The organism is Ruegeria sp. ABV3_008 (assembly GCF_056161185.1).
In genome coordinates this window covers 90,236-103,892 of sequence record NZ_JBSWYP010000001.1, presented here as the reverse complement: position 1 = coordinate 103,892, position 13,657 = coordinate 90,236, and the positions used below count along the sequence as shown (strand labels likewise).

The 13,657-nt window shown below is 55.9% G+C and carries 18 protein-coding genes; 11 read left to right on the top strand and 7 right to left on the bottom strand.

From position 1 onward, the window contains the following. Positions 1-73 precede the first annotated feature (73 nt). Complete coding sequence (locus ACXAH8_RS00550; RefSeq protein WP_353392153.1) at positions 74-733, top strand: FMN-dependent NADH-azoreductase; 660 nt, start codon at positions 74-76, stop codon at positions 731-733. Between the two features lie 270 nt (positions 734-1,003). Continuing rightward, a complete protein-coding gene (locus ACXAH8_RS00545; protein ID WP_475215231.1) occupies positions 1,004-2,350 on the top strand; it encodes a dihydrolipoyl dehydrogenase family protein in 1,347 nt (448 codons plus the stop codon). Here ACXAH8_RS00545 and ACXAH8_RS00540 read toward each other — a convergent pair. Then, positions 2,347-2,643 (bottom strand): DUF1989 domain-containing protein, encoded by a 297-nt coding sequence (locus tag ACXAH8_RS00540; RefSeq protein ID WP_475215230.1) that lies wholly within the window; start codon positions 2,641-2,643, stop codon positions 2,347-2,349. The two genes, ACXAH8_RS00545 and ACXAH8_RS00540, sit on opposite strands and share 4 nt — an antisense overlap. After that, on the bottom strand, positions 2,643-3,563 hold the full coding sequence (locus ACXAH8_RS00535; protein ID WP_475215228.1) for an SMP-30/gluconolactonase/LRE family protein: 921 nt from the start codon (positions 3,561-3,563) through the stop codon (positions 2,643-2,645). The genes ACXAH8_RS00540 and ACXAH8_RS00535 overlap by 1 nt, the downstream gene beginning before the upstream one ends. Positions 3,564-3,689: 126 nt before the next feature. Between ACXAH8_RS00535 and ACXAH8_RS00530 the strand changes: the two genes are divergently transcribed. Then, positions 3,690-3,971 (top strand): winged helix-turn-helix transcriptional regulator, encoded by a 282-nt coding sequence (locus ACXAH8_RS00530; protein ID WP_353392144.1) that lies wholly within the window; start codon positions 3,690-3,692, stop codon positions 3,969-3,971. A gap of 276 nt (positions 3,972-4,247) precedes the next feature. On the opposite strand, the gene ACXAH8_RS00525 is transcribed toward ACXAH8_RS00530, so the two are convergent. After that, positions 4,248-4,922 carry an SOS response-associated peptidase gene (locus tag ACXAH8_RS00525; RefSeq protein WP_475215227.1) on the bottom strand — a complete coding sequence of 225 codons (675 nt, stop codon included), beginning with the start codon at positions 4,920-4,922 and terminating at the stop codon, positions 4,248-4,250. Positions 4,923-5,184: 262 nt separating this feature from the next. On the opposite strand from ACXAH8_RS00525, the gene ACXAH8_RS00520 reads away from it, so the two are divergent. From ACXAH8_RS00520 to ACXAH8_RS00490, 7 genes are all read left to right on the top strand, one after another. Beyond that, entirely contained in the window at positions 5,185-5,580 is a 396-nt protein-coding gene (locus tag ACXAH8_RS00520) for a hypothetical protein (protein ID WP_475215225.1), read from the top strand. Between the two features lie 153 nt (positions 5,581-5,733). Further along, complete coding sequence (locus ACXAH8_RS00515) at positions 5,734-6,108, top strand: hypothetical protein (protein WP_475215223.1); 375 nt, start codon at positions 5,734-5,736, stop codon at positions 6,106-6,108. Between the two features lie 183 nt (positions 6,109-6,291). Beyond that, positions 6,292-8,250 (top strand): threonine--tRNA ligase, encoded by a 1,959-nt coding sequence (thrS, locus tag ACXAH8_RS00510; RefSeq protein ID WP_475215222.1) that lies wholly within the window; start codon positions 6,292-6,294, stop codon positions 8,248-8,250. A 221-nt stretch (positions 8,251-8,471) separates the two neighbouring features. Continuing rightward, entirely contained in the window at positions 8,472-8,774 is a 303-nt protein-coding gene (locus ACXAH8_RS00505) for a BufA1 family periplasmic bufferin-type metallophore (RefSeq protein ID WP_170374122.1), read from the top strand. A 73-nt stretch (positions 8,775-8,847) separates the two neighbouring features. Then, entirely contained in the window at positions 8,848-9,705 is an 858-nt protein-coding gene (gene bufB / locus ACXAH8_RS00500) for an MNIO family bufferin maturase (RefSeq protein WP_475215220.1), read from the top strand. After that, positions 9,702-10,463, top strand: coding sequence for an HvfC/BufC family peptide modification chaperone (locus ACXAH8_RS00495; RefSeq protein WP_475215218.1), 762 nt, complete (start codon positions 9,702-9,704; stop codon positions 10,461-10,463). Before bufB ends, ACXAH8_RS00495 begins: the two co-directional genes overlap by 4 nt. Continuing rightward, positions 10,460-10,978 (top strand): DoxX family protein, encoded by a 519-nt coding sequence (locus ACXAH8_RS00490; protein ID WP_475215217.1) that lies wholly within the window; start codon positions 10,460-10,462, stop codon positions 10,976-10,978. The genes ACXAH8_RS00495 and ACXAH8_RS00490 overlap by 4 nt, the downstream gene beginning before the upstream one ends. A gap of 1 nt (position 10,979) precedes the next feature. On the opposite strand, the gene ACXAH8_RS00485 is transcribed toward ACXAH8_RS00490, so the two are convergent. Both ACXAH8_RS00485 and ACXAH8_RS00480 read right to left on the bottom strand, forming a co-directional pair. After that, positions 10,980-11,348: a hypothetical protein gene (locus tag ACXAH8_RS00485; RefSeq protein WP_475215215.1), complete on the bottom strand. Its 369-nt coding sequence runs from the start codon at positions 11,346-11,348 to the stop codon at positions 10,980-10,982. Between the two features lie 41 nt (positions 11,349-11,389). Further along, positions 11,390-11,707, bottom strand: coding sequence for an ArsC/Spx/MgsR family protein (locus tag ACXAH8_RS00480; protein WP_475215214.1), 318 nt, complete (start codon positions 11,705-11,707; stop codon positions 11,390-11,392). Between the two features lie 213 nt (positions 11,708-11,920). Between ACXAH8_RS00480 and ACXAH8_RS00475 the strand changes: the two genes are divergently transcribed. After that, entirely contained in the window at positions 11,921-12,127 is a 207-nt protein-coding gene (locus tag ACXAH8_RS00475; RefSeq protein ID WP_008758035.1) for a cold-shock protein, read from the top strand. A gap of 87 nt (positions 12,128-12,214) precedes the next feature. Here ACXAH8_RS00475 and ACXAH8_RS00470 read toward each other — a convergent pair whose 3' ends face one another. Continuing rightward, positions 12,215-12,517, bottom strand: a complete 303-nt coding sequence (locus ACXAH8_RS00470) for a hypothetical protein (protein WP_475215213.1) — start codon at positions 12,515-12,517, stop codon at positions 12,215-12,217. 58 nt (positions 12,518-12,575) lie between these two features. Then, positions 12,576-13,487, bottom strand: a complete 912-nt coding sequence (gene thyX / locus ACXAH8_RS00465; RefSeq protein ID WP_475215211.1) for an FAD-dependent thymidylate synthase — start codon at positions 13,485-13,487, stop codon at positions 12,576-12,578. Positions 13,488-13,657 lie beyond the last annotated feature (170 nt).

The window sequence follows — 13,657 nt, the reverse complement described above, 5'->3', positions numbered from 1 at the left end:
TTCTCTTCATTTGTACCTACGCGTCTCTGGCTTCACCTTTGAATGGTTCATTGCAAACTGACTAGGTGACAAGATGACCACAATACTGAGAATTGACGCCAGCGTGCGCCGCACCGATAACCCTGTTGCGGCCTATAACTCCATTTCCCGCGCTTTGGCGGACAGTTTCGTGGAAGAATGGAAAACGGTTGATCCGGACGTCGAAATTATTGTGCGTGACGTCGGAATGACCCCGCCGGATTTCATTTCCAACGATTGGATCGCGTCCGTCTTTACAGCAGAAGAGGAACGCACTCCTGAACAGAGCGCTTTGATCAGCTTGTCTGATACGCTGATCGACGAGATCGACCGCTCCGACATCCTTTTGATTTCGACGCCCATGTACAACTACGGCATGCCCGCAGCCCTGAAGGCTTGGTTTGATCAGATCATCCGGATCAACAAGACATTTACGTTTGACTTGGCGCGCGGTGACTTCCCTCTGGAACCGATCATGTCCGGAAAAACACTGGTGCTGCTGACATCGGCTGGCGAATTCGGCTTTGAGAACGGTGGGATTCGCAATGACTCGGGCCACCTTTCTGCGCATATCAGCACATTGCGCAAGTACCTGGGCGCAGAACGCATGTTCGAAGCTGCGGCCGAGTATCAGGAATTTGCCGATGAGCGTCACAAAGCTTCGGTTGCCTCAGCTCAGGCCCAGGCACGTCATATCGCGCGTGAGCTTGCCTAACCGTTAGCAGACCGGCAACTGGAGATGTCTATGGCCACGAATACAATTCCCGGGGACGCGTCACCGGAGCGTTGCTTGCTCGACTGATCGAAAAACCTGACGCGCATTACTTTTTGTGCGTACCAGTCAGTTTCATGGGCGACGTGCAGGCTGACCTGGAAAGCCAAGGCGTTCCCGCCGAGCAGAGCCACACCGAAAGTTTCGGTTCCGCCACGTGATCTCCATAGACAAAGATCCGCAATCGGAAATTAGAACGAGAGGAGTAACAATATGCGCGAGTCATATGATGTGATCATTATTGGTGGGGGCAATGCCGGGTTCGGTGTTTCATCCGTGGCACATGAAGCCGGAAAATCCATTGCCTTTATCGAAGCGCGCGATTTTGGCGGGACCTGCCCCAATCGCGGCTGCACGCCAAAAAAAGTTCTTGTGGCAGCTGCCCATGCAATGCACGAGATCGAACAAGCGCCCATCCACGGGATCGAAGTCAGCAAGCCAAAGCTCAATTGGGCGAAACTGATCGAGCGAGAGAAGAATCTGATTGGTTTCATCCCTGAAGCCATGCAGGCGCTGGCCGAAAAACGCGGGGATGTCTTTCGAGGCACTGCGCGTTTTGTCGGGCCGAACGAGGTTGAGGTCGACGGTCAGATTATACATGGCAAGGACATCGTTATCGCAACAGGATCGAAGCCAAGGCCTCTGCCTATTCCCGGCAGCGAGCACATGATCACGTCCGACGAGGTTCTGTCCGATGCGACACTACCGAAAGAAGTTGTCTTCATTGGCGGCGGCGTCATTGCCATGGAGTTCGGTCACGTCTTCGCACGAGCCGGTGTGCGGGTGATAATCCTTGAAGCGTTGCCACAGTTGCTGCCACGTATGGACAGCGACGCCGTCTCGGCTCTGCAAGCGGAAACCGAACGGCTGGGCGTAGCGGTCAAAACCGGAGTATCGGTGACGGCAATCGAGAAGACTGCCGACGGGTTGCGCGTTGAATTCGAACATGACGGGAGAAATCAAAGTCTTTTGGCCGAGCGCGCCGTCAACGGCGCAGGCCGCGTCGCCAATATCGACGGGCTTAACCTCGATGCCGCCGGTGTCGAGCATGACGGACTGCGCATTCTGATCGACGATACGATGCGGTCCACCTCCAACTCTTCAGTCTGGGTTGCGGGCGATGCTGTCATCAGCTCCGCTCAACTTTCTCCCATCGCAACGTATGAGGGTCAGATTGTCGGCCACAACATCGTGCATGGACCAACAAAAAGGCCGGATTACAGCGTGATCCCCAGCGCCGTCTACACCGTTCCAGCGCTCAGCACCGTTGGCCTGAACGAAGCCGAAGCGCGGGAAAAGGGTCTCGATGTCTCAGTTACGGATTCTGATATGTCCGGTTGGTTTTCCACCAAGACCTATGCGGAAACGGCAGCCTGGTCCAAGGTTTTAGTCGACAAGAGTACCGATCAAGTTCTGGGTGCTCATATTCTGGGCCATCACGGTGACGAACTGATCCATCTCTTTGCCATGGCCATGCGTCACAGCATCTCTGCCAGCGATCTCAAGTCCTCGCTTTATGCGTTTCCGACATTCGCTGCGGATATGAAATCTTTGATTTAGAGCAGCTTGATACGAGCTGCGCTTTCCCAAAGGAGAGCTGCCGGGAACGATAAAGTCTGTCTGATTACAGCTGTCGGAGACGGAACCGGAGCATCGGTTGCCCGCAGGTTTGCACGGGACTGATACCGTATTGCCTTGCTGGCCCAGAACGCGGTTAAGTCGATGTCATCAGCCATGAACGCCCGCGCGTCGATTACCTGAGAGCCGAAGGTATTGGTAACTCTCAATTGTGCGCCTTGGACAAGACGAAACGCGCGGCCCGTTAAGGTCTTCAGCATAGTTGCCTCTGCCATCAGAACAGAAAAGCGCCAGTTGTTGGCAGGAGGACTGCATATACGCTTGTGGAGGCGGTAATGAACAGGCGATTGCGTTTCGGCCCGCCAAAGCAAACATTCGAGACCTCTTCTGGGACGAAAATCTTGCCCAGCAGTGTGCCATCCGGGTGGTAACAATGAACGCCGTCCTTTGCGCTCGTCCAGATACGGCCTTGGTTATCGAGCCGAAATCCGTCAAAGACGCCTTCTTCGCATTCAGCAAAGACATCCCCGCCTGAGAGCTTGCCGTCTGCACCCACGGAGAACGCGCGGATATGATGCTCTCCGCTTGCGTAACGCGTGCCACCACTGTCAGCAATATACAGCGTTTGCTCGTCTAGCGAAAATGCAAGTCCATTTGGACAGGCGAAGTCAGTAGTCACTTGTGTGACATCGCCGGTGGCCGGATCGAGACGATAGACATGTTCACCGTCAAGCTCTGGGTCTGCCTGAAACCCTTCGTAGTCAGACTCGATCCCGTAGGCCGGGTCACTGAACCAGATCGTGTCATCTGATCGCACCACAACATCGTTGGGGCTGTTGAACCGCTTTCCCTCGAAATGACTGGCCAGAGTCGTAACCGACCCATCATGCTCAATCCGGGTGACACTGCGCGTCCCATGCTCGCAAGCCACGATCCGCCCTTGCCGGTCGAGCGTTGAGCCATTCGTGTAGCATCGGAGGCCTGAGCGGATGTCTCCGACTGCTCCGGTTAGTTCGTCCCACCGGAGCCGTCGATCATTAGGAATGTCGCTCCAAATCAGGCATCTGAACGCCGGAGAATACACCGGTCCTTCTGTCCATTTGCCGCCTGTCCAGATTTGATCGATCGGCTCATCCAGTTTGATGCTGCGTTTGAACCGATCATCACGGATTTCGTAAGTGTGTGTCTTGATCATTGGCAATACCGGCTGGGGTTGCTACAAATTGCATAGCAATATAGGTTGCTACAGAAAGTATAGCAAGTGACTAAGATACCGATACCAGGTCAGCCTGTTCGTGGCTCAAAAAGCGGCGCGCCCATTATGGCTCTGTTCGACCTGCTTGGACGGCATTGGGCTATGGGAGTCCTTTGGACGTTGAGCGAGGCTGGCCCATGCACATTCCGAAAGCTGCAAGAAGAATGCGAAACAATCTCACCTGCGGCACTCAACACCCGACTGAAGGAGCTTCAAGCGGCGGGATTTGTTCATCGCGTTGCCGAAGGATATGCGTCGACTGATCTGGGACAACACCTCTATGATCATCTCTGCCCACTCGGCAACTTCAGTAAGGAATGGGCGAAACACTTACACGCTCAGGAATAGGAGAGCGGACGTTCAGAATCTTCGATTGAAGGTTCGTTTTGTCCGCAAGTGAGACATTGGCCGCCAAAAACCTGCTGCGGTTGGGACGAACGGCAGCTTTTCCTTCTGCGATGCGGCTATCGGCTTCAACCGTAGCGTTGCCGCAGCTGCGAGGGTCAGCGCCGTGTCACTTCCGCATTGGGCTCGAAGCAGTCATCTCACAAAAATCGTCGGATGTCTGAGGCGAGATTGTAAGCGGACATTCATTGACGGGAACTCTCTCAAACACCATCCAGTTCAAAGACTAGTGTCAGACTTTTCTCCTACGCCCGATCTGACGATATCCATCTCATCTGAGGCATAGGGCTTTAGCAGTTCAAAGGCCTGCGCCGCGCTGCCATCCAACCAGACCTCATAGTCACTAGAACGGAGAATGACTGGCATTCTCTGCGGATGTATCGGACGCACAATGTCATTCGCTGAGGTGGTTATCACTGTGTACGCTGGAACCTCTTCTCGCCCTTCTTTGCCTTCGTATCGCGATACTTGCCACATCCCGGCAAACGCAAATGGTGGGCGAGCCCCGGAGCCCTTGAGCGCGAACCAGTGGTATGTGGCTGGATCGCGCCCTTGCGCCTCGCAGAACGAACTTGCAGGTACGAGACAACGGCGCTCTTCGAAGCTGTTCTTCCACAGCCCGCTCTTCAGGACCTTGTCGTCCCGCGCATTGTTCCAGGCATGAGGTTGCAGGATGGCGCCAGTCTTTTTTGATTTCTTGGTCGTTCGAAACCCCCAGGACAGAGACACGAGTTCACGCGCCCCGTCTTCGTCTTTCCTGACGATAGGCGCCATGTGCTTTGGGTAGATTGCTGGAAGCGGTTCCGCGTTTCCGAGCCTGTCTTTTTCTAAAGCGACGTCGAATAGCTGCCGCATCGCATCTGCCGGGGTCGTATTCGAATAGAGGTTACACATTAATCTGCCTCACTTACCTCAACCTCTCGGATAGATAGGTGGCGAACAACAGTTCAGCCCACGATGACGAAAGCCACGGCTACGCTAATCCTGAATGCATTTGTACAGCATCCCTAGGAAATTTGAGAGAGAGACATAAATGCGGCCTTATCTGGTGCGCCTATAGAGTGCGCAAATGATCGCAATTTGGCATCCATTATGCTATACAAAAGATATACTTATCTCTTGGTGCCTTCACCTTCTGAGAACAGAGGAGTCCACTATGCCAACACCGCTCTTCAAGCCCGGTCAGTCCGGTAATCCGGGTGGGCGACCCAAGCTGGACCCCGAGACAAGAAAGTTGATCCAGTCGAACGGCGAGATCGCTGTGAAACGCATGAACGATCTGTTGTCGATGGACGAACTCTTCAATCGCCGAGATGAGAATGGTGAATTTGTATCAGGAAAACTTTCGGGCAAAGAACAAATTGCCTTGCTGGCCCTAGCTCAGGACCAAGCATTCGGACGCGCTGATGGCGTTAGCATCACGCACACCCACAGCGGAACTGTAGGTATGAGCGTCAATCCAACACAGCGGCTCAAAGACATCAGCGACCGCCTTCCAGAAAGATTGGCTCAACAGAAGGTGATTGAGGCAAAACTGGATGACGACGAATAGTCTCCAACCATCACCTAGCTCCTGCCAGGTGTAGAGGTTTGGGTTTGTGCCTACAGGCCATGCGCCCGCGCACGTAAGCCCCCTCGAGTTGACGACCCTAATTGTATTTGATAAAAAATGCGCCCTTTTCCAAAAAATTAGGAGGACCTGCATATGTGGGTAGCATTCTCGACGCCCGAGGGATCGGGCTTTTTCTCTGCCGTTGCAAAGGATGAGGACGGCAAAACTAGTGGGCTGAACATGGGGTCTCGCGTCTGTCTTCGGTTCCGCCGCGCTCAGGACGCCGAACTTCTGCGCCCATACGGCATGGATGGCCGCGTTATCGAAACACCGGACGGCGACTATCGCTACCGGGCATTCATACCGCGTAACCACCTTGTGACCGTGCTGATGAACTTGGGCGACCGCATGTCCTACCCCAATTTCAAGAACAGCATTCCCGAGGATGACAAACTACTAGCAAACGCCTGCCACGAGGCATGGGCAGTGTTCGGCGACTTACAGGAGGGCGGGCCATACGGTGCATGACAGTGATTGCACCGCCCTGACAATCGCTATATGAGACGCCTCGTGGCTTTATTGTCGCCAAAAGCCACAAAACAGTGACGAGTGACGCCGAAACGTCCAGAAAAATTACTGTTTTCAGAACCTTAATTGGCGATACCCGCAACCGGGCGTTCAGTGGGCGCCAAACCGACGAGGAGAGCCGATATGGCCCTGGATTCAAAATCCGTCTCTCTCACCTTTCCCGATGGCAATGCACGTTCCTATGACGCAGGTGTAACGCCTGCGCAGGTGGCTTCCGATATCTCAACTTCGCTGGCGAAAAAGGCCATCTCAGCCACAGTGAATGGTCAGCACTGGGACCTGCAATGGCCCATAGATGCAGATGCCCAAATCGCCATCCACACCATGAAGGATGAAGCGCAGGCCAATGAGTTGATCCGCCACGATCTGGCGCATGTCATGGCCCGCGCGGTGCAAGAAATCTGGCCCGCGACCAAAGTCACCATCGGACCCGTTATCGAAAACGGCTGGTACTATGACTTTGACCGCGAAGAGCCATTCACGCCCGAAGATCTCGGCCTCATCGAGAAAAAGATGAAAGAGATCATCAACAAGCGAGACCCCGTCACAACCGAGGTCTGGGAGCGTGACCGTGCGATCGAATTCTACAAGGCCAACAACGAGCCCTATAAGGTCGAGCTGATCGAAGCCATTCCGGGTGATGAGCCTCTGCGCATGTATTGGCACGGCCATTGGCAGGATCTATGCCGCGGCCCGCACCTGCAGCACACCGGTCAACTGCCGGGCGACGCCTTCAAGCTAATGAGCATTGCGGGCGCCTATTGGCGTGGCGACAGCGACCGCGCGATGTTGCAGCGCATCTATGGCGTAGCCTTCACCGGAAAGGAAAAGCTCAAAGCGCACCTGAACATGCTGGAGGAGGCCGCCAAGCGCGACCACCGCAAGCTGGGCCGAGAGATGAACCTGTATCACATGCAGGAAGAGGCTCCGGGTCAGGTGTTCTGGCATCCCAACGGCTGGAAAATCTACACCACCCTGCAGGACTACATGCGCCGGATGCAGGACCGTGACGGCTATGTCGAGGTCAACACCCCACAGGTCGTAGACCGCAAACTGTGGGAGGCTTCGGGCCACTGGGACAAGTACCAGGAAAACATGTTCATCGTTGAAGTCGACGAAGAGCATGCCCGCGAAAAGGCGATCAACGCTTTGAAGCCGATGAACTGCCCTTGCCACGTGCAGGTGTTCAATCAGGGCCTGAAATCCTATCGCGACCTGCCGCTGCGCATGGCCGAGTTCGGCTCCTGCGCGCGCTATGAGCCCTCGGGCGCGCTGCACGGAATCATGCGGGTGCGCGGCTTCACTCAGGACGATGGTCACATCTTCTGCGCAGAGGATCAGATCGAATCCGAGACCGCGAAGTTCATCGCCTTCCTGTCGAAGGTCTATGCCGACCTTGGCTTCCACGACTGGACTATCAAACTGTCCACCCGTCCGGAAAAGCGGATCGGCAGCGATGAAAGCTGGGATTTCGTCGAGAAAGCCTTGGGCGATGCCTGCAAGGCCGCTGGGTATGAGTATGAGGTCCTCGAAGGCGAAGGCGCGTTCTACGGTCCGAAGCTGGAGTTCACTCTGACAGATGCCATCGGCCGGAACTGGCAATGCGGCACGCTTCAGGTCGACCCCAACTTGCCCGAGCGACTGGATGCGAACTTTATAGGCGCGGACGGGTCCAAGCATCGCCCCTACATGCTGCACCGGGCCTGCCTTGGGTCGTTCGAACGGTTCATCGGCATTCTGATCGAAGAACACGCGGGTAAGTTGCCGTTCTGGCTGGCGCCACGACAGGTCGTTGTGGCCTCAATCACGTCGGATGCTGATGATTACGTCGCCGAAGTTGTTGAAACGCTCCGCGCCGCTGGTGTCCGGGCTGAGGCAGATATCCGCAACGAAAAGATCAACTACAAGGTCCGCGAGCACTCGGTCGGCAAGGTTCCGGTCATTCTGGCCGTGGGTCACCGCGAAGTGGATGAGCGCACCGTCAGTGTCCGCCGTCTGGGCCAAAAACAAACACAGGTTCAATCTCTTGAGACTGTAACAAATGAGCTGTCCAAGGCAGCCACCCCGCCAGACCTGCTGTAACATAAGTCAGTTTCTGACCCCTCATCCGGCCCTGAAAACGGGGCCGGATTGAAACATTTTCCATTTTTCAATTCAAAAACAATTTGTTAACCTGCAAGAGGGCATGACAATGCCTGACGCGCTTGTGAGACACGGCCTCGTGAATTTAACTGTGGCTCACTAGTCGTTACCTTTGTCATTGTCACAAGCAGACATACGCAGTCATCAAAAGGATTACCGAGATGTCGAACACAGCCAAATCCCTGGTTATCGCAACAGCAGTCGCAGCCGCCGTTTCGGGCGCAGCAACCACCGCCTCCGCACAAGCGAAAGAGAAATGCTATGGCGTTTCGCTGGCCGGTCAGAACGATTGCGCCGCAGGCCCCGGCACCACATGCGCGGGCACCTCGACCGTTGACTATCAGGGCAACGCCTGGACTCTGGTTGATGCAGGCACCTGCGCCGATATCGAACTGCCTGCACAGGCAGACGGCACCCCGCGCAAAGGTTCGCTGGAAGAACTGAACCGCGACCTGCCGGCATAATATCTGCCATACGAGATCCAAGGGGCGGGCCAATTCGCCCGCCCCTTTTCACGTGATCATAAGGAACTGCCTCATGCTGGACGACGCACTCAGGTCGAACCGACTGCCCGCAGCGCCGGGTGTTGGGTATAAACCGCAGCACTTTGCACAGATCCTTGAACACGCACAGCCTGTCGCATGGCTGGAAATCCATGCCGAGAATTACATGGGAGACGGCGGTCGTCCGCTGGCGCAACTGCGCCATCTGTCAGAACAATTCCCAATCTCGGTCCACGGTGTTGGCCTGTCCATCGGCGGCGAAGGCCCGCTGGATGCCGACCATCTGGCGCGATTGAAACATCTAGTCGGCTGGTTGAACCCGGCCAGCTTCTCTGAGCATTTGGCCTGGTCGACCCATGACAGCCACTTCCTGAACGATCTTCTGCCCCTGCCCTATACCGATGCCACATTGACCCGCATCTGCGATCATATCGACCATGTACAAGAGGTGGTTGGACGGCAAATGCTGCTCGAAAACCCCTCCAGCTATTTGGCGTTTGAGGAAAGCACCTGGTCCGAGCCCGATTTCCTGCGCGAAGTTTCGAACCGAACCGGATGCGGGCTGTTGCTGGACGTGAACAACGTCTTTGTCTCCGCCACCAATCTGGACTTCTCGCCCCAAGGCTATATCGATGCCTATCCGCTTGAAAAGGTTGGTGAGATTCACCTCGGCGGTCACGATGAAGGCGAAGACGACCACGGTAAACCTCTGCTGATCGACAGCCACGGACGTGAGGTCGTTGATCCGGTCTGGGCGCTTTTGGACTATGTTCTGGATCGGTCGGGGCCAAAGCCGCTTCTGGTCGAGTGGGACACGGATGTCCCCGACTGGCCGGTCCTGCGGGACGAGGCCGTGCGCGCCCAGGCGGCACTGGAGCGGATCCCGGCATGAGCGTGTCGCAAACCCAGTTCCGCGCCGCGCTTCTGGACGCCTCTACCCCAGTCCCGGAAGGGTTGCTGGATTCCGAAAACCAACCCGCTGGCTGTCGGTTCAGCGTCTATCGCAACAATGTTGCTGTCTCACTGACCGAGGCTATGCAGCAGGCCTTTCCCGTGATCACCAAGCTGCTGGGGCCGCAGAATATGGATGGCCTTTCGGGCATTTTCCTACGCCAGCACCCGCCTACATCCCCGTTGATGATGTTCTATGGTGAGGAGTTTCCCACCTTTGTCGCCGGAATGCCTCAGCTGTCCCATCTGGGCTACCTTGCCGATATGGCGCGGCTGGAACTTGCCTTGCGCCACTCTTACCACGCGGCAGACAGCACGCCTGCGCCCGCCGATGCGCTGGACGTTCCCCCCGAAGACGTGATGCGCGCGCGGCTGAGTTTTGCCCCGGCGATGCGGGTGATCCGGTCGGATTGGCCGATCAACGCGATCTGGCGCTACAATTCGGAAGCGGACGCCCCAAAACCGGTGGCTCAGGCTGAGGACGTTCTAGTCACCCGCCCCGAATATGATCCCGCCCCGCATCTATTGCCAAAAGGCGGCGCAGACTGGATCGCACATATGCAAGCGGGCGACACCATCGGCAGCGCGTTCGAAAAAACCGCTGCTGACACGCCCGACTTTGATCTTGGAACCACTCTGGCACTGCTTTTGCAAGGCGGTGCAATAACCTCTGTGACTATCGAAAGGCTGGAGTCATGACTGCGCTCATCTCAATCCACAACTCCGTTTTGGGAAAGGTGGACCATACGTCCGGTTGGCTGACGCCAACCCTCGCCCGGCTCGTGTTTATCGCTGTATTGCTCGTCTATTACTGGAACTCGGCGATGCTAAAGATTGATGGGTCGATCTTCTCGCCCTCCAGTGGTGCATTTGGGCAGATCTTTCCGAAAGCTGCCGAAGCCGTGCTGTGGGACGTCACGCAGATGACGTTCTTCCAGCGGATCGTAATCTTCCTTGGCACCGTAGCCGAGTTTGTCCTGCCCGCACTGCTGCTGGTTGGTCTTTTCACGCGTCTGGCCGCGGTCGCAATGATCGGGTTTGTCTGGGTGCAGACCATTGTCGACGTGACCGGCCATGGCGTGAAACTCGGAAGCCTGTTCAATGCGGCGCCTGATTTGGTGGATCAGCGCACTATGTGGACTTTCCTGTTCTTGGTGATGGTCATCAATGGCGCAGGCCCGCTGTCGCTGGATCGCATCCTGCGCCTGAAATAACTCAGAAATGAGCCTTGGGTTCGTCCGGTTTTCCCGCGACGAGCCCGAGCACCCCGGCCACTGCGGCAAAAGCGATTGGGAACATGGTGAAAACGCCGAAACCGAACGCGTAGTACATCCCAGCAGCCGAGGCCAATAGCAGGATCCCAGCAATCAACGCCCGCGCATGGGCCATGGCCCCGCCCGCGATCGCCAACAGAGGCGCAAGGATCGAGGCCGCCTGAATCAGGTCGGGGTTATCCACCTGCTCGGCAATCCCTTCGATATCGCCAAAATGCTTGATGGCTTCGACATAGCCATATCCGAAAAACCCGACAATCATACCGATCAAACCGGCGATGACGCCCAAAATCATGGCAGCGTTTCGCATGTAACTTCCCTTACAGTTCGTATCAGCAGATAGGTACGCGGCTACGCAACACCAAGAGAGGACCGCGTTTCAGCGGTCCAACCCAGAAACAACTCTCCGTCCTTTTCGATCAGAGGGCGCTTCATCAGCGTTGGGTGATCGGCCAGCAACTCCAACGGTGGCCGCGCGCGCTCGGTATCGTCCAATCCACGCCAGGTTGTTGACCGTGTATTGAGCAAAGCCTCGCCGAACGCGGCAAAAGCTTGCGAAAGGGTCTCAGCCGGAACTCCGTCTGCTCTTACATCCACGAGATTCGCTTCTGGCAGCGATTTCAGCGCCTTACGGCACGTATCGCAGTTTTTCAAACCATAAAGGCGCATTTTTGAGCTGCTCCTGCATTTGTAACTTTTTTATGCAAACTGGTTGGTTTCCAGCGGTAATTCTTGATTTTTTACTTTACCGTGCAATGTTGAAAAAGACGAAACGTGCGTTTCGGACTGTATCTGACCCAGAAATCAGCCCGGTACGCCATGACGTCGACACAGCCCCCACCAATTTGTGGGACAATGCGCAAGTAGAAGGAGACACGGGACATGCCAACCGGCACCGTGAAATGGTTTAACACTACAAAAGGCTATGGGTTTATTGCCCCTGATGAGGGGGGCAAAGATGTGTTTGTTCATATCTCGGCCGTAGAACGATCCGGCCTCACCGGACTCGCAGACAATCAGAAAGTCTCGTACGAGTTGCAGGACGGGCGTGACGGCCGCCAGATGGCAGCTGATTTGAAGCCGTTGTAACTTCCACCCCGCCAGATGTGGGGTGTTTCCAATCAAGGCTGACGGCCAATTTCAGGCCGTCAGCCAAATATTCCCTAGCAATCGGCGTTACCCACGTGTCGATTTTTCTTTGGTGCGGGCATGCCAGTCTTCGCCCATTGCCACGATGCAGGACGTTCCTGTCGCGTAAGTAACGACCATGGTCCAGTCGCCGCGGTCGCTGCTCCAGACCTCCATGATCTGCTCGGGCCCGCGCATTCCGGTCGCGACGCGTTCGGCGCCGAATTGGTGGGTCAGTTTCTCTTGCAGCCGAGGGGTCGCTTCACACAGGATTTCGGCTATGGGCGATTTGGCCTGCGTCGGTGACGCCAGCACAAGACACAATGGGATCAGGCGAAACAGATAAGTCATGAAGCCAATGTAACAGCTTCATGACAAAACGTATATACAAAAGATATGCTTCTGAGCCTCAATCCTTGCGGATTACGCCCTCGAACTCACGCCATTCCCGCGCCGTCATGCCCGAGTTCTCCTGGGTCACAGTCTCACCTGCCAACATCCGACGCAGACTGTCGACCATTTGGGCCGAGAGGTTAACGGCACCCAGCCGATAATCCTCGAACGCCCTATAGGCGAAAGGCACCCAATCGGCGACGATCTTGCACATCATATCGGCATAGACCCGGATCTCGTATTGGGCATGCGGGTCAGCGCGCAGACGCAGGAAGTGGAACAGATTGTGCAGGTCCACCTTCCAATACCACTGCGTATAGATGTTTGCGGGCAGGTTCATCCGCGCCAGTTCGCGCGCCAAACCTTGTTGCCCGTCCTGATTGATCATCGCCTCATAATTGTCATAGCAGCGGGCGCTGTCGGCCTTTAGGATTTCCAGCACGCGCGCGGCCTCTTCCCCTTCCAAGGCGGACCCTCGACCCTGGTTGTTGACCTCGGACTGCGCGGCCACGTGGTCAGGGGTGGGAATATAGAACTCACGGTCGAGAATCGAATAGCGCGCCGAGTATTCGTTCACATTGGCGGTCCGGTGGCGAATCCACTGGCGCGCGACGAAAACCGGCAGCTTTACATGCAGCTTGATCTCGCACATCTCAAACGGCGTCGAATGCCAGTGACGCATCAGATAGCGGATCAGGCCCTCATCATTTTGCACGGATTTGGTGCCCTTGCCGTAGGACACGCGCGCCGCCTGACAAATGGCTGCATCGTCGCCCATATAGTCGATGACCCGGACAAAACCGTGGTCCAACACCTGATGGGCCGTGTACAGATGGTCTTCCATGCCCGGTGCAACAACGCGGCGAGTTGGATGCGATTGCGCGCGCTGCGCTTCGATCTCGGCCAGTTGGTCGGCAGACAGAGGCATGAAATTATCCTTTCCAAGAATGAGTCGATGCCCACTATATATCGTCAACTCCACCACTGGAACCGCGATATCTGCCGTAAACCGCGCGAAGTTCGAAATCGTGTTCCCGGCCCCTCTCGACACCTCGCGCAACCGCGCTAAGCTGCGCATCAAGCGAAGAAAAGGAGGAA